12 protein-coding genes are annotated in these 16,129 nt (G+C 44.0%); 4 read left to right on the top strand and 8 right to left on the bottom strand.

Going from position 1 to position 16,129, the window contains the following annotated elements; translation table 11 throughout:
- Positions 1-5 precede the first annotated feature (5 nt).
- Genes A3860_RS17145 through A3860_RS17135 form a run of 3 tightly spaced genes read right to left on the bottom strand, consistent with a single transcriptional unit; the run spans position 6 to position 4,014 of the window.
- Positions 6-497 carry a hypothetical protein gene (locus tag A3860_RS17145; protein ID WP_081147957.1) on the bottom strand — a complete coding sequence of 164 codons (492 nt, stop codon included), beginning with the start codon at positions 495-497 and terminating at the stop codon, positions 6-8.
- A gap of 16 nt (positions 498-513) precedes the next feature.
- Positions 514-1,605 (bottom strand): hypothetical protein, encoded by a 1,092-nt coding sequence (locus A3860_RS17140; RefSeq protein ID WP_081147956.1) that lies wholly within the window; start codon positions 1,603-1,605, stop codon positions 514-516.
- Positions 1,606-1,617: 12 nt separating this feature from the next.
- Entirely contained in the window at positions 1,618-4,014 is a 2,397-nt protein-coding gene (locus A3860_RS17135) for an ATP synthase subunit B family protein (RefSeq protein WP_143774148.1), read from the bottom strand.
- Between the two features lie 502 nt (positions 4,015-4,516).
- Here A3860_RS17135 and A3860_RS17125 point away from each other — a divergent pair.
- Positions 4,517-5,344: a glutaminyl-peptide cyclotransferase gene (locus tag A3860_RS17125; protein WP_081147953.1), complete on the top strand. Its 828-nt coding sequence runs from the start codon at positions 4,517-4,519 to the stop codon at positions 5,342-5,344.
- Here A3860_RS17125 and A3860_RS17120 read toward each other — a convergent pair whose 3' ends face one another.
- The 4 genes from A3860_RS17120 to A3860_RS17105 form a co-directional block, all read right to left on the bottom strand.
- Positions 5,345-6,244 carry a class I SAM-dependent methyltransferase gene (locus A3860_RS17120; protein WP_081147952.1) on the bottom strand — a complete coding sequence of 300 codons (900 nt, stop codon included), beginning with the start codon at positions 6,242-6,244 and terminating at the stop codon, positions 5,345-5,347.
- 56 nt (positions 6,245-6,300) lie between these two features.
- Positions 6,301-6,987, bottom strand: a complete 687-nt coding sequence (locus A3860_RS17115) for a hypothetical protein (RefSeq protein WP_081147951.1) — start codon at positions 6,985-6,987, stop codon at positions 6,301-6,303.
- A 217-nt stretch (positions 6,988-7,204) separates the two neighbouring features.
- Positions 7,205-8,875: a TonB-dependent receptor gene (locus tag A3860_RS17110; RefSeq protein ID WP_081147950.1), complete on the bottom strand. Its 1,671-nt coding sequence runs from the start codon at positions 8,873-8,875 to the stop codon at positions 7,205-7,207.
- A 113-nt stretch (positions 8,876-8,988) separates the two neighbouring features.
- The gene (locus tag A3860_RS17105) at positions 8,989-12,015 is read right to left on the bottom strand and encodes a tetratricopeptide repeat protein (protein ID WP_081148063.1); all 3,027 of its coding nucleotides are present in this window, start codon (positions 12,013-12,015) and stop codon (positions 8,989-8,991) included.
- A 170-nt stretch (positions 12,016-12,185) separates the two neighbouring features.
- On the opposite strand from A3860_RS17105, the gene A3860_RS17100 reads away from it, so the two are divergent.
- Positions 12,186-12,593, top strand: a complete 408-nt coding sequence (locus A3860_RS17100) for a DoxX family protein (protein WP_081147949.1) — start codon at positions 12,186-12,188, stop codon at positions 12,591-12,593.
- Between the two features lie 138 nt (positions 12,594-12,731).
- Entirely contained in the window at positions 12,732-13,172 is a 441-nt protein-coding gene (locus A3860_RS17095; protein WP_245843557.1) for an acyl-CoA thioesterase, read from the top strand.
- 147 nt (positions 13,173-13,319) lie between these two features.
- Here the strand turns inward: A3860_RS17095 and dacB are convergent, their stop codons facing one another.
- Positions 13,320-14,726, bottom strand: coding sequence for a D-alanyl-D-alanine carboxypeptidase/D-alanyl-D-alanine endopeptidase (gene dacB / locus A3860_RS17090; RefSeq protein ID WP_081147948.1), 1,407 nt, complete (start codon positions 14,724-14,726; stop codon positions 13,320-13,322).
- A gap of 97 nt (positions 14,727-14,823) precedes the next feature.
- On the opposite strand from dacB, the gene A3860_RS17085 reads away from it, so the two are divergent.
- Positions 14,824-16,080 (top strand): CinA family nicotinamide mononucleotide deamidase-related protein, encoded by a 1,257-nt coding sequence (locus A3860_RS17085; protein WP_081147947.1) that lies wholly within the window; start codon positions 14,824-14,826, stop codon positions 16,078-16,080.
- Positions 16,081-16,129: the final 49 nt, after the last annotated feature.

Genomic DNA, 16,129 nt, shown 5'->3' with positions numbered 1-16,129 from the left:
TTAACCTATTTTAAATGGGGGTTTAAAGCAATAATCTGTTTTTGCCAATTGCCGAATGAATCGTCATATACCAATGCATCGGGTTGGCTGCCCGTAGGCAATTCAAACACCAGTATCCCTTCTCTATTCATTTTGTTCAAACCGGTCACCGGTTGAAAGAAAACCGGTGAAATGGAATCACCATTAACAACCGCTTTCCAGTCATTGACCATCCGGTAGTCATAATATTCGATTCGTTTCTGCTCAAATTTTTTATCATCCGTCAGGCTATCTGTGAATCCTATTTTATATGCAATAAAATTATTGTTGCTACCGGCCTTCATTACCTGCCGGCTGTCTGCCTCGTCTAAATACAGGTCAGATCCTTTCCTGTGTATTTCTGCCATATGTTTTATCACCGGCTTTACTTTTGCCGCCGTAGATTCACATGCCTGTAAACATATGAACGCCCATACCGTACCCAGGAGCACGATCCTATAAATGATTTCCCTTGCCATTATATTTATAGATTACTTATTCAAAATCTTTATCCTCAAAAATAAACCGTACCTGTATATCCGGCTCATTGAATGGATGCACTTTCAGTAAATAATGTTTGCCTGGCTCCAGTTCCATTTCAGTTAAATCGATATCCACCTTATTCAGTCCCGTGGTCAATGTAACTTCCGGACAATATTTCAGTGGCTTCATTCCATTGCCGATATCGTAAATGGTATAGCTTAATTTCCTGATGTTGTAATTATTCTGGAAAGAAAACTTCAAAGACCGGTTGGCGATATAATGATTGCCATTCATTAATAACTTTAGCTCCCGGTAACTGTCGGTTGGCAGTTGTTTTTGGGGCTCGTTACATTGCACAGTGAACTCCCACATTTCCGACCGCGACATCACTACATTATTCTGATAAGCAATTACCTGCCATACATAGGTCTTGCCTTCTTTAAGATCAGGATGGCCCGATGGATAATTGATACTGGTTGTAGTGATGTTATCAAGCAATAATAATGGAGCATTTACCAGCAGGTTCTCCACTGCCTCCCCTTCTTTCTTTTCAGTCAATAATAACCTGAACCGCATGGATGCATTGAATGGAATGGGCGGTTGCCAGGTCAGCATTGGCCGCTTTTGGCATATTTTATCGCCATCTGCAGGGTAAATAAGCGCCAGGGGTACAAGTGGTTGTATTTCGGCATCAAAACAATTTTCGAAATCATCTCCCTGCTTATCTCCATTTACAAATTGATAGCAGAATGAGTACTGTCCCGGCGGAAAATTCTTTGTTTGATTCGTTATGCTTGCATAGGCATTTGATGAAAACCTGAACAGGCTGCCGGCATACACATTCCTTGGAAAATTAGCCGTGCCAGGCTGAATATTCGTAAGGGGCGTTGTAATGGTAACTACAGGCGATTTGGTCACAGTTTCCTGCACGGTTATTACTATTTGCCCGCTCATAACAGCACCAGTAAGATTCTGAACCTGGAAAGAGCCCAGCCCATCAATGGTACGGCCATATATTTCGGGTTGAAAATAGATCACAAACTGCCCATACGAAATCTGGCACACAAACAAAAACCCTATTAGTATTGAATATATTCGTTTCATAACCCGCTTCATTTAAAAGTTAAGGTGCATTCCGGCCGATACAAAAAGTTGGTTTGCCAGTTCAGGTCTTATGGTTGCTACTGCTTTTTTATAGGTAAAGTCAATGTCTATATTCAGTTTCTGTATTAATATGGCACTTACCTGTTGTTTAACTCCCAATTGTTTGTTCCAGCCTGTATTATCGTAATAGCCCACACTATTTCCCAACCGGACGGTAGCGGTTACGGGATAAATATAACTTACCTCCGAACTGAACATCGAGGTGTTAAACAGGTAGTCTTTATTATTAGAGCGGTTCAGCAACAAGGTTAACATCAGGGGATTCTTATTTATTGCGATGGATGATGCATGCATCAACAGCATCGAAGAGCTTTTATAGTTCTCACCTAACAACATGGGCACATTCATTTGCTGGTGGCTGATGGTCACATTATTCGTGATCTTCTTTCCCCATGCGCGTACACTATAGGAACCATCAGCCTGGAGGCGGGAATTGCTTCCCCGGCTCGCGCCGTCAACAAACAATTTTGATCTATAGCCAGTATGTTGCCAGGTCAGCGCCACCCGGTTGTTGCGGTTTATGCGGTAACTTAACTGAAGCTTGTTGTTAAGGGCTTTGTTTGTATATATTTTGGCCGGATCAAAATCGCGCTTGCTGTAATCAATATTATAACGTACCGTCAGTTGCTTATTCACTTTTCTCGAAACACCAAATCCCAGTTTTGTTTCACCGGCCCGCAGCAATATGTTACCGGGATTATTATACCCCAGTCCTACCTTTTTTACAAAAACGCTTACATCACTATTCAATATCTCCCCTTTATAGTCGACCATTGCGGCATAATTCGCTTTACCGGCATCGCCAACTAAATTATTATAGGGATTTGCTTTATAAACCTGGCTATCGGCCGACATGTTATTGGTATATGAACCAAAAGACCTGGAAACATCCAGTATTACTTTGTGTTTTGGCGCCACTTCAAAATCGGAATGAAATGAAATAGTTGCGTCGCGCCGCTGGGGAACCGCCATATATTTCGATTGAAGCGGGTTATCGCCTGCTCCTAATTGTGAAAAATCTTTGAAGTCAAAGAAGTTCACCGCAATATATTGTTGTACGGCGCTCCCTGTCCCCGATCCCAGTTTAAACCCGGCCATGCTTGAATACTCATTGGCGACACCGCTTGTTAAACCAGATTGCAACCAGTTATTGAGGTTATTATTTCTACCATAAATAACTCCCACACTTGCCTTCTTGTTTTTAAATTCGGTATTAACGCCTGTGTTGATCACATTTTGCAGTGAAAAATCGCCCTCTTTTAACGCATTCTGCCCCATATCCAACTTTGTCATATTCATAAACAACCGCTGAACAGTGCTCAGTTCCATATGTTCGTCAACAACCTTTTCGAGGTTGGCCGGTTGTTTTAAGAACGTTTTATAACTGTCGCGGGTGAACGGCAGGTTTGCTTTCAACTGTTTTATCAACTTATTATTTTCAAACTTTTCTTTTCCTGCTGCTATTTTCTGGTAGATCTTTTCAAGCACCTCCCGCTTTTTTTCATACGCCTCATTCCCAACCATGGCAGAATCGGCCATGGCGCCGATAGTTGGATTGGCTTCTGTCATTAAACGGCTCTTTAATACCGAAAGATCGTTTTTCGACAGATCTGTAACCCCATCGGGCAGTTTTACAGTTGACTTGTATTTTTGTGCATATTCATTTTGTAATGTTTCGATCTCTGATCGTAACGATTTCTCATAATTGCTTTTTATTGCATTGATCCTGTTCATGGTGAGGGCAGTGAGCGCATCGGGGTCCAATTTATCCGCAACTTTGCTTTGGATCGTTTGCATATACTTCTTATGATCAAAGTTGAACTTCAACAACTTATTAAAAGAAGTGTAATCGGAAGTGTAAACACCGTTCATTCCCCTGAATGAAAAATTAACCGGCAGCTCAAATAACGCTAACCCCGTACTAAGATCATAACTGTAAACACTTCCCAAACTTTTTAAAGAACCCAACTCCATACCTGAAGTATCCTGTAAAAAGGTATATTCAACAGATGCATTCACCTTTCCCGGTTTCACAAACTTTGCATCATCGAAAAGGGCCACTTTTGAAAGCAGCTGTTGCTGAATGACTTTCGGTTCATTTAACAGACCGTTAAACTCCCCTTTCATATTCTTCCATTCTTTCAATGGCAATAAGGTATCCGTTTCAGGCAAACGCACATTCCCTTTCATACCTGCCAGTTCGCGTTTAATCCCACCTTTTACCTTCGATTTCAGGGAATCGGATTTCATTGGTATTTTCTCCTGCGAATAAGCAGTTACCACTATAATATTTGACATTAATAATAAGCATGCAATAGCCAATACATGCCGTATAGACATAGAATTCATAGTTCGCGTTTGAGAATCAAAGCGGAATACTTACAATATGGGACAGTTGAGATGTTATTTCCGGAAAGAGATCTCCGGTTTAAGAAGAAGTTCAATCAGTCGCAGATAAAACAGATAGTAATAGGGTTTACTCATAAAGGTCTGTTTGGTTGGTGTTAATAATCCTAATCAGCGCAATAAGTCGGTTCTACAAAATCAAAACTAATTACTTTATTATTACCCGGCCAATAATTCTAATAGTCGTGTAGATTTGGCAATAACCGTGTTATTTTAGCCAATAAACGTGTAAATAATTTCACAGAACCGGTGATCAGGTGATAATGAATGTAAAGCAAATGAAAGTTTCTATTAAAACAAAATTCCGGGAGGTCTGGATTGTCACAGGGAGTTACCCGTAAAAATCCCTCACCCCGCCCCCAATAAATCCAAAAATTAATTATTCTTTTAGCTTTACTTATCTTTCCGATCGTATTTTTGATAGCTTACTCCATATTACGATATTATGAAGAAGATACTTTTTGCGGCTACCGTTCTTTTGACCATATTGGCTGCCTGTAATGATAATGATGCCAGCACCACCAGCCCTGGCGATACCGGCAATAGCGGGAATGCAGCTCCGCCAACTATACAATATGCCGTTGTAAATAAATACCCCCACGATACCTCTTATTTCACCGAAGGCCTTGAATTCTATAAAGGACAGCTTTTTGAAAGCTCGGGCGGTAATGCCGATGAAAGCCCCTACCCTTCTGAACTGGGTATCAGCGACCTGAAAACGGGCAAAGTGACCCCGAAAGTTCAGCTGGATAAATCAAAGTATTTCGGGGAAGGCATCACCTTTTTTAATGATAAGCTGTACCACCTCACCTGGACAAGCCAGGTTGGTTTCGTATATGATGCTGCCACTTTTAAAAAAATAAAGGAATTCAAAATACCGGCGAAAGAAGGCTGGGGTCTTACGCACGATTCAACCCACCTTATAATGAGCGATGGTTCAAGCAACCTGTATTACCTGGCGCCCGACTCGCTCAAACTGCTGAACATTCTGCGGGTAACCGATAACAACGGCCCGGTTGCCAATATCAACGAGCTGGAATTCATCAACGGGTATATTTATGCCAATCAGTGGGAAACACCGTATATCCTGAAGATTGACCCCGCCACGGGTAAGGTTGTTGGCCGTATTGACCTGGAAAACCTGCAAAAGGAAGCTGCTGCACTGCGTCCCGGCGCCGATGTACTGAATGGCATTGCCTACAACCCTGCCACCGGCCAAATGCTGGTAACGGGTAAAAGATGGCCATTTATATACGAGGTTAAGGTGCAATAATTACTTACCGATCACATAGATCAATGAACTGCATTCTTCTTTATGGAACAGCGTATTCAGGTTTGAAAGGGAGCCCATAATGCCTCCCTTCAATACGCTTTCTTTACCGGTTTTATATTTCTCGCTTAACATGCTCACATAAAAACTGTCGAACCACATAGGTTTTACAGCTTGTAATTTCAAGCTATGTCTATCGATCAATAAACGCATTGATTCGGGTGAAAAGTGATACAGATGGCGGGGAACATCATACGCAGCCCAGTTCTCCCTGTATTTGCCGGCGTCGTAGCTGGTATAATTTGGCACGGCAATGAATAAGGTACCCTGCGGGCGCAACAATTGGGTGAGCCTGTCCATGTATTCGTTCAGCAGGTGCACATGTTCCAGCACATGCCACATGGTTATAATATCAAAATCGCCGAGCGAATTATCAAAAAATTTATTGGGGGGATATACAAATAAGCCATATTGTTTGGCGGCCATTTCCCGGGCGGGGTCACTGGGTTCAACTCCTTCTACCAGCCAGCCATGTTGCCGCATATGGTCCATAAACGAACCAATGCCACACCCTACATCGAGCAGGCGGGGCATGCCTTCTGTGTTGGCATACGACTGTATTAATTTCCTTTTATTTTTCAAACTACGTTCACGCACACGATGGTATAACCTGTTCACCAGTCCTTTGCTGGTATTACTATGAGAAATATAATTTTCCGATTGGTAATAGCCGGCTATATCATCCTGTTGGGGTACGTCCTGGGTAAATCGCATGGAACAACGGGCGCACTCCCAGATCTCAAAGGTTTTTTGTGAAACGGTATGGTCCTTTGCTGCCAATACACGGTGTATGTCTGACGAATCGCAAGCGGGGCAGGTGCTATAATGTATAGGTGATGACATCAGGTATTTATGACCCGCAAAGAAAAGAAAGAATCCCTTTGTTTAAAAGAAAAATATCAGGGCGCCGGCGCGGCCTGTATTTGTTGTTGATTTCCTGCTGCAGATGTAATAAGCCCATCTCTGTACAACCGCAAAAAGATCACCGTCAGTGCAAGGGCGGCAAGCACCAGTGCAAAGATCCACCAGCCTTTTTTCTTTGGCGGTTCTTCCGGATAGGGCGGATAATCAGGCTGCTCATCACCAGATATAACATTATTGTCTGATACATTTGCTGAAGTATCGGTATTCGAGATCTTGCGGGTCACTTCCTGGTCGCCCACCAGCATGGTATGCTGCGAGTGCGAATGTATGACGCGATTGGCGGGTGTTGGCTCCTGCATGCTGGGAATTCGGCCGGCAGATTCAAAAATGATCTCGCCTGAGATGTCTTTTTTCAGCGTGCCAATGCCATCCCATTCAACTTCCTGTCCTTCGCGCAGTTTACTACGCAATTCATAGGCCCATTCGTTGTACCATTTTATGGCTTCATAATCGGCAATGTTCTGTTGTTTGGCCAGATAGGTGAAAAAATCTTTATCGGGAGCGTCGAAATATTTATCAAAACGGAAATGATAATCAGGGGGCAGAATACGACGGTTCACAAAATCTGTTTGCGCGGGAATGCGCTCAATGTACATTGACCCCAGCCCCGGGATACTGATGCTCTTATGTTGAAGCAGATAACTTACCAGCACATTGTTCATAATATTCCGTGGTTTACAGCTGCAAAGAACAAAAAAATTCCGGTAAAGGGAACAGAAAAACGTTAAAACCTTTATCCCCAACACCCCCCAGCCCCATAAAGGGGGAGTGATAAACCCCTAATTTCGAAATTCCTCACTAATAGCGAGAAAAATAAAAGGTGAGCCTGTTAAGAGGCTCACCTGTAATATTTAAAGATTTCGCGATAGACGTTCTGCCCTACTTCGTATTAAAGGAATAAGTTATACCTCCCAGAATGCTGAACCCAAATACCTGGTACTGGTGCCAGCGCTCATATCTGTTATTTGTTAAATTATTGGTCTGCACCCAAAGGTTGAAGTTTTTGGTGATCCGGAATTCGGCCCCTGCATTCAGGTCAAAGGCATTATCGCCTTTATGGCTTTCCCCTTTTTTGTCGAGGTAATGCGGTTTGGTCCAGGTATACAACTCACCATAAAGGAACAGGTCTTTTATCAGCTGCCAGTGGATGGCGGCATTGAGCTCAACGGGAATCAGCCCGTAAGGATCTTTTTCCTGTTCCTGTTTATAATAATTATTCAGGGTTACACCGGCCGTGGCGCTGAACGTTTCGCCAACGGTATACCCGATCTCACTGTGCAATTGCAGGTTATTCATTTTGGGTTCATAGCGTATAGCGAATGTTTTGCCGGTTGAGTCGTTTTGATAATCGTTCACGAACAATGGCGTATTATGATAGGTGACTATACCCAGTTTGGTAGAATAGGTGAAATGGTCGCCAATTGAGCCCTTTATGCCACCATACAGATCAATTACCCGGGTATTCAGGAGCGAATCGGGTTGAGCCAGCCAGGGATTGATGGATGCAAACCGCTGATAGGAACCTTTTTGATATGACCCTACCCAACCCAATTGCAGGGTAAACTTCTTATCGCTGGTGGTAATGTCGGCCATAATGTTGGGCAGCATATGGAACTTCTTCTGGTCCCAGGTAGGCAAAATTCCTGCATGCAGGTACAGGTTACTGGTCTTCACCTCCACTGCCGTAGCCACCTGGTATAAATTATTTTGGATGGAAGTTTTATTGCTTTTGTCGCCAAATTTGTAGTTGGTAAGGTCGGCGGTAGCGCCAAGGTCAAACGAGAACTTTTCGCCAAAGGTCTTTTCCAACGGCAGGTTCACTACTGTATTCGTTTCACTGCCCTTGCCTATTGAAGTATGGTTATCTGAAAAGCCGCTTACCTTAATGCTGGGATGGTAATTGAGTCCAAACTCTGTTGGACTAAGATTCCGGAAATCGATCTTTCCCTCAATGGTTTGGAAGCGTTGCTTCAGATCGTCTTTATTGAACTTCATGGAATCAGGCCGGAACCCGTATAAATAATAATCATCGCTGCGGAAACCTAAACTACCATTCCATTCCAGGTTTTTAGTGGTTTTGTAAGTAGCCGCTGCCCCAACACTTGTTTGGGAGTTCTTTTGAAATTCGAGGTCTCCTTTTGAGGTATAATGATTGGCGAAAAGATTGAAGAAAGTTCGCTGGCCATCGCCAAAGCTGAAGCCGGCTTTTACAAATGGCTGATGAATATTACCTATACCGGCCTTTATATAATTGCTGTATTGCCAGGCATTGAGCGAATCTACTTTCAGGGCCACCGGGTGCACACCGGCCGGCTGATAAGTGAAAAACAGATTCTGGGCAGGTATATTATAATTGAGCCTGGGTTTGGTAGTATCTACGGCCGGCTCGGTAGCATTGAAATTAATTTTCGATGCTTCGCGTAATACCGGTTTAAACTGAGAGGTTACATCAATGGTCTTTCCTTTATTGGGTTCCTGTGCCTGTACGTGAGTCGCAGCGCACAAGAAGCTACCACTGAAAAGAAAAAAGGCTATGCTTGATTTATTCATCTGAAAACTTGTTCGTGGTGAAAATCGTGAATGGTCAATGGTGAATCGGCAAACTCAAAACTTCAAACCTGAAACTCGTCACTTTACAAACTCCTCCTTTAGGGGGCCGGGGGTTACCCTCCTACCTTACTATTCTTCCGCTCCTCTTCCTGGGTTTGTTTAAGCTTGCGGTCTGCTTCCTGACGCAGGTCTTCCAGTTTGGCATTATCAACTATGCTCTGGAAGGTGGCCTTGGCATTGAAATAATCCTTTTCTTTCAGGTAAACATCACCCAGCAACAAATAGGCTTTGGTGACCCAGGTTTCGTATGAACCGGATTTGTTCACCACTTCAAAAGCTGCTTTTTCTGCATCATTCATCCGGTCCTGTACAAAAAAACAATGGGCAATTTCATACCGGGCTTCAGCGCCATAGGCCGATTTATTCAATGAAACCACCTGGCGGTAATAACTAATGGCCTGATCGCATTGGTTAGAAGTCTGGAATGATTTGGCAATGGCCATATTCGCTATCACCTTGTCGTCGGAACCAATGCCTTTCTGGCTCAACAGGTCTTTGGCATTGGTAACCGCATCGGTCCATTTTTGTAACTGGAACTGGCTGCGTAACAGTCCACGCATGGCTTCCAGCTTGTTTTCCTGCGAAGAGGCAAAATCTTTCAGTTTGGTGAAATACTTTTCCGATTTCTCATAATTCTTCAGTTCAAAGAAGTTCAACCGGGCGGCATTCAGCAATGCTTTCTCCCCAAATTTATTCGGCACCAGATCGCTCAGCTTTTCATAGCCTTCGGCTGCTTTCGCCCAGTCTTTCTGGTTATAATATATTTCACTTTTATAATACAATGCTTCGAGCACGAATTTGCCATCGGCAAAACGGGAAAGATATTCCTCAAATTTCTTAGCCGCTGCAGGGAAATTCCCATTATTAAATTGCACTTCGGCCTGCTGATACATGAGCTCATCTTCCTGGTTGGTGGTAATTTCCTTACCCATTGAACGGGCAAAGGCAACGTACTCACTGGTTTTACCCTGCTCTACATAAATAATGCGCGCATTTTCGAGTGCAGCATCTGCTTCGGGCGAATTAGGGAATTGCTGCAATACGGTAGTGTATTGTTTCAGCGCTTCGTTATCATTGTTCAGATTGTAATTGGCGATACCCATTTTAAGATAGGCCTTCGGTTTAAGTGATGAAACCGGATCGCTGATCACATTCTTTAAATAAGGAAGGGCTTCGCGGAACTGCTCACCCGCAATATAGGTCATGGCGATTTCCATATTGGCATCGGCCGACAAATTGGATTGCGGATAGCGGCGCCCGATGCTGGCGAGCAGGTTGATCTTTTCTTTTTCGTTGCTAACACCGTTGATCATGGCCTTTTGAAAGGTCGCATAATCACCCGCAGCCCAGGAATAACTGATAACTTTATCATACATCGCCAACGCTTTCTTGAAATCGCGGTTCATGTAATAACAATCGGCGCTGCGTACGTAAGCATCCTGCTCCAACGGATTGGCATCTATCTTTGGGTTGGTGACCACTTTCTCAAAAAATCCCAATGCCTGGTTATAGTTCTCTCTTTTCAAAAAGCAATAGCCCAGGTTATAATACGCGTTGGAGGGGTTTATTTCTATATAAGAGATGGGACGTTTCAGGTATTCAAAGTAATACCTGATGGCTTCATCGAGTTTGTTGAGGCGGTAGCTGATCTCTCCTTTCCAGAACTGGATCATTGGCAGTACTGACGTATTATTGGCGTCAGATTCTGCTTTGGTAAGCAGGTCATTGGCGCTTACCAGCATGCCGTCGTTTATTAATTCGGTAGCCCGGCCATACAATACCACGGGATATAATTTCCGGGCATTGGAAGAAGGGTTCTTTACACTTTCAATAAGGGCCAGCGCATCTTTATAGTTATTGGTGCTGGCCAGCATGTTCACCAGCAATTCCTTGGCTTCGTTATTATATTCAGATTGCGGATACTTGTTCAAAAATTCCTGCAGCTCGCTCAGGGCCACATCCTGGTAACCGAGCTCGTAAGACAATTTTGCATAATTGAATTGCGAAACTTCCTGCTGCTGCTGGTTGCTGCTATTGCGGGCGCACATCAGGAAGGCGTTGCGTGCATTGGCTTTTTGCCCGGTGCGTAAATAGGCATCGCCCAGCAGGTACATGGCGTTCTGCGCCAGCGAATCTTCTTTACCACCTATTTGTTTAAACCCTTCAATGGCCTTATTCCAGTTTTTAGAATCATAATAGCAATAGGAGAGTTCGTAAATATCCTCGCGCTTTACACTATCGGCCTTGCTCACGTAGGTCTCGAGGTAAGGCAGGGCTTTGCTGAATTGCTTTTTTTCAAAGTAGGCATGCCCTACCATCTGGCGCATGGCCACATCGTAATACAGGTTGCCTCTTTTCAATTTTGCTTCGGCATATTCGAGCGCCTTATCCTTCTGGCCCAGTGAATAATAGATACCGGCTATATAAAAGGGCACCACTTTGCCATAATTGGGATGGTCTTCCACCACCGTAAAGGCATCGAGCGCTTCTTTGTATCGCTTTTCGTAAAAACAAATGAAACCGTAGTAATAGTTGGCATCGGCATAATTGGGATCGTCCTTCATTTGCCGAATGGCATCGAACATCGGTTTGGCCTTGTCGAATTGCTTTAAAGTAAAGTATACATAACCGAGATGAAATTTGAGGTCGGCCACTTCGCGATTGCTGAGGTTGCCAATTTTGGTGGTTTCGTATAAAGATGCTGCCTGGGCCAGATCATCTTTACGGAAAAAATATTCCGCCAGGTGAAAACTCATCATTTGCACCCGGGCCGAATTGTCTTCCACTTCAATAAATTTCCGTGCCTTCAACACGGCGCCTTCCTCATTTTGCTTCAGGGCACAAACGATGGTATAATATTTTACTTCCTGATAATTGATGGCCTGGTTGCTACGGTCAGCATTATTTTGCTGTAATTGCAGGTCTTTTAATAATGGATATGCCAGACTGTACTGATCCCGCTGATAAAATTCTTTTGCTTGCTTGAATGTTGCCTGGGGATCAGTAATAACACGCGTTTGCTGGGCATAGGAAAAATGAAAAAGACCTAAAAGGGTTATGAAGGCTGTCGTTTGTTTCATTCCAGTGTCCTTAAGGTGATAGGTAAAACCTGGTAAAGGTTCTAAATAATACATTCTCAACCAAACATCGTTCCAAACAGATGTGGATAAGTGGCAGGATTAACAATTCTTTTTAATACTAAATGTGAAAAAACAATTCCCGTATTTTTGAGTCACCTAAAAACGAACTCATGAAAAGACTATTGAGCACAGCCTGTTCCGAAACCGCCTTTAATATCGCCGTGTTGGTAATACGGGTTACTTTCGGCGCAATGCTCCTGATCAATCATGGAATTGACAAACTGAAGCATTTTGCAGAAAAACAAAGCAGCTTTCCCGACCCGTTGCACCTTGGCCATATGCCATCGCTGATGCTGGCACTGTTTGCAGAAGTATTTTGCACTGTTTTTTTAATACTGGGATTATTTACCCGTCTCATGGCCATACCTGTGGTGATCAACTTTGCGGTAATTGTTTTCGTCGTTAATAAAGGTTATACAGGCCCCGCTGAAACAGGCGTTTTGTATCTCGCCGGATTTTTTAGCGTTTTATTAATGGGCCCCGGGAAATACAGTATTGATGGAGCAATGGGAAAATAATTCGTGAATGGTGAATGGTCAATGGTGAATGAACTCATTGGCCATTCGCTTTCGTACAATATCAATTTATTTAACATTTAAATCGTCAATTGGCAAGCAAGGTATACATATCAGTAGTTCATTTGAACCGGATATCCTTTGACCATTGACCATTCACCATTGACCATGTTCACCGCAGAGACCCAGATACGTGTTCGTTATGCCGAAACAGACCAGATGAATGTAGTATACTATGGCAATTATGCCCAGTATTTTGAAGTAGGCCGCGCCGAATCAATACGGCATTTGGGTTTTACCTATAAAGATATGGAGGCCATGGGCGTTATAATGCCGGTGGTTGAAATGCATTGCCGCTACCTGCGCACTGCTCATTACGACGACCTGCTTACCATCAAAACCACGTTAAAAGAATTGCCCACCGATCACAAGATCGAGTTTCACCACGAAGTATTCAACGAAAACAAAAAGCTGTTAACGGTAGGCCGGGTAGTATTGTATTTTGTTACTGCCAATGGGATGGAGAAAACTTCTATGCCAGTGCAGCTATATGATAAATTGAAACCTTTTTTTACGTTTTGAGTCTGAAGTAAGAAGTAGGAAGTAAGAGGTAAGAAGAGGTTAACGATGCAGAATGCCCCGCATTTTCGGGCCTATTTCAGACATCAGACTTCTTACTTCGTATTTCGTATTTCTTACTTCTTACTTCCTACCTCCTACTTCTTACTCCTATTTCAACAAGTCAAGCACCCTGTACATCTTTTTCACCACCTCACCCGGCGATCCCTCATAATTATTCACGATGATCGAAAACACATACTGGCGGCCATCCTTCGCAGTATGATAACCGGTAAAGGCGCGGGCCCCGCCAATAGAACCGCTCTTCATTTTCATCCCATTGTATTCGGGTAACGCATTATAGAATGCATTGAACCAGGGCCGCGTTCGGGCAAATTGCAACACTTTTACCTCAGCATTGGTAGTTACCCGGTTCTGAGGCGATAACCCGCTGCCATCGATCATGTTCACCGCCCCTTTATCAATACCGCGTTCGCTCCAGAAATTGCGCACCAGCTCAACACCTTTTTCGGTGGAACCAAAGCCGGCCTTTTCCCAGGCGATGGTTTTTACCAATGCCTCACCATACAGGTTAATACTTTTTCGCAGGAACCAGTAATTAATACTATCCATAGGTGGCGATAACAGGGTGATTAATTCCTGTTGCATGCCAGGCCATTCATTTTTATTAACCTTGAGGGTTGTGTAACTTTTAAACCCTGCTACGGCTATCTTTTGCTTTGAAAACAATTGTTGCAGTGCATCTGCAAACTGCCAGGGGCCATTGGTGAAAGCACCCGAAATAGCAAAGGGTTCATTTCCCATTGGTATAGTGCCCTGGGTAAACCCCTGAAATGAATAAGGCGCCAGATAAATATAGCCGTTATCACCACTTCCCTTTTTTCCGGTGGTGATGAAATTTAAAAGGGCCGATTCCTTTAACCGGGGTGTTATTTTTACAATGGTAGTGGTATCACCTTCCTGCTTTCCCGGTTGAATATAAAGATCATACTGGTTCTCGTGCCAGTTAATGGCCCAACAGCCGGCCCCATAATAATTTCCGATATCGTCCCAGATCCAACCGCCGGGAATGGGTTGAATAGAAAATGCCGAATCGTTCAGCAATACATTACCGGTGATCTTTGTGATATTATTCTTTTGAAGGACCGCCCCTATTTTTGCGAGCACCACTTCTTCCTTTGTATCGTTCCAGCGCCAGCTGCCCAATGTAGGATCTCCGTAGCCGTTAATATGCAGATTGCCATTCAGTACCCCATTCTCAATACGGCCATCATACCCCAGCACGGTCTTATAACGATAAGTGCTTCCCAGCAATTCAAAAGAAGCGCAACTGGTAAAAATTTTCTGCGTGCTGGCAGCCGCAAGCCCTATCTGTGCATTGTGCTCATATACCACTTTGCCTGTTTGTACATCGGTGACATATAAACTAATAATGCCATGCCGCACCTGTTCATCATCCTCAAACTGCTTAACCGCATTGGCCAGTTTCACCGCTACGGTTTGTGCAATACCAATATGTGCCAGTATGATAAAAAAGAAAAGGATCAGTTTCTTCATAAAGGAAAATTAATGAAAAGAGGGATGTAACTACAAATAAGTTGCACGCATAAAAGCGCAGATCACCTATTCAACACATTAACCTACATTTGCTATTATGGAAAGAATTATCGCCTCCATTATAACCATTGGTGATGAATTGCTGATAGGACAGGTCATTGATACCAACAGCGCTTTCATTGCACAGGAATTGAACAAGGCCGGTGTTTGGGTAAAAAGACGGGTAGCAGTAGGTGACAGTAAAGAGGAAATAATCCGCGCCCTGAACGAAGAAAGCCGCGATACCAATATTATTATTATAACCGGCGGACTGGGTCCAACGGCCGACGATATTACCAAACCGGTGCTGTGCGAATATTTCGGCGGCAGGCTGGTAATGAATGAAGATGTGCGCAAACACCTGATGTATCTTTTTGAACAGGTCTTCCGCCGGCCCATCATTGAACGCAATCTGAAACAGGCCGAAGTGCCGGATGTTTGCACGGTTCTCCCCAATGCCCGCGGCACTGCGCCGGGCATGTGGTTTGAAAAAGAAGGAAAAGTATTTGTTTCATTACCGGGCGTACCGCATGAAATGAAGGGCCTCATCACTAATGAAGTGATACCGCGCCTGCAGCAAACATTCGCGATGCCCTTTATCAGTCACCGCACCCTGCTTACGGCCGGTATTGGGGAATCGTATATTGCAGAAACGATCAGGGATTGGGAAGAGCAACTACCTGCTCATTTAAAGCTGGCCTATTTGCCCAATTACGGCATGGTACGGTTGCGCATTACCGGGTGGAGCACCAATAAAACCCATCTGGAAAATGAGCTGAATACCGAATTCGACAAACTGAAAATACTGGTACGGGAATGGCTGGTCATTGATGAAGACGCTACCCTGCCCATGGCGTTGCACAAATTGTTGCGGTCACGGAACAAGACGATGACCACTGCAGAAAGTTGTACCGGTGGCTATATTGCCCACCTTATTACAGCCATTCCGGGCGCCAGCAACATATATAAAGGCAGCATCATAAGTTATGATAATGCCATCAAGATCTCGGCCCTGCAGGTATCGCCTGCCACTTTACAAAAAAATGGCGCAGTGAGTGAAGAAGTGGTAAGTGAAATGGCGGCGGGCGCCCTGGCCAGTATGAACACCGATTACGCCCTGGCCGTATCGGGAATTATGGGCCCCGATGGCGGCACCCCCGAAAAACCGGTGGGTATGGTTTGGGTGGCGGCCGGTGACCGCAATAAGCTGGTTACCCAGAAATTCCAGTTCCGGTTCGACCGCGACCGGAATATTGAAATGACGGCCACGCAGGCATTGAACCTGTTGCGGAAATTTATCGTAGAGAACCCATAAGCAAACACTTGTTAGTAAAATCATTATCTTCGCGCCTCAGGGGGGATTT

The organism is Niastella vici (assembly GCF_002077945.1).
Lineage (GTDB): Bacteria > Bacteroidota > Bacteroidia > Chitinophagales > Chitinophagaceae > Niastella > Niastella vici.
Note: the sequence above shows the minus strand (reverse complement) of the source record. Positions and strands in the feature narration are given on the sequence as shown.

Bases quoted from the DNA above. Each gene is read 5' to 3' on its own strand.
- A3860_RS17145 (WP_081147957.1), bottom strand. From the start codon at position 497: ATGGCAAGGGAAATCATTTATAGGATCGTGCTCCTGGGTACGGTATGG.
- A3860_RS17140 (WP_081147956.1), bottom strand. From the start codon at position 1,605: ATGAAACGAATATATTCAATACTAATAGGGTTTTTGTTTGTGTGCCAG.
- A3860_RS17135 (WP_143774148.1), bottom strand. From the start codon at position 4,014: ATGAATTCTATGTCTATACGGCATGTATTGGCTATTGCATGCTTATTA.
- A3860_RS17125 (WP_081147953.1), top strand. From the start codon at position 4,517: ATGAAGAAGATACTTTTTGCGGCTACCGTTCTTTTGACCATATTGGCT.
- A3860_RS17120 (WP_081147952.1), bottom strand. From the start codon at position 6,244: ATGTCATCACCTATACATTATAGCACCTGCCCCGCTTGCGATTCGTCA.
- A3860_RS17115 (WP_081147951.1), bottom strand. From the start codon at position 6,987: ATGAACAATGTGCTGGTAAGTTATCTGCTTCAACATAAGAGCATCAGT.
- A3860_RS17110 (WP_081147950.1), bottom strand. From the start codon at position 8,875: ATGAATAAATCAAGCATAGCCTTTTTTCTTTTCAGTGGTAGCTTCTTG.
- A3860_RS17105 (WP_081148063.1), bottom strand. From the start codon at position 12,015: ATGAAACAAACGACAGCCTTCATAACCCTTTTAGGTCTTTTTCATTTT.
- A3860_RS17100 (WP_081147949.1), top strand. From the start codon at position 12,186: ATGAAAAGACTATTGAGCACAGCCTGTTCCGAAACCGCCTTTAATATC.
- dacB (WP_081147948.1), bottom strand. From the start codon at position 14,726: ATGAAGAAACTGATCCTTTTCTTTTTTATCATACTGGCACATATTGGT.
- A3860_RS17085 (WP_081147947.1), top strand. From the start codon at position 14,824: ATGGAAAGAATTATCGCCTCCATTATAACCATTGGTGATGAATTGCTG.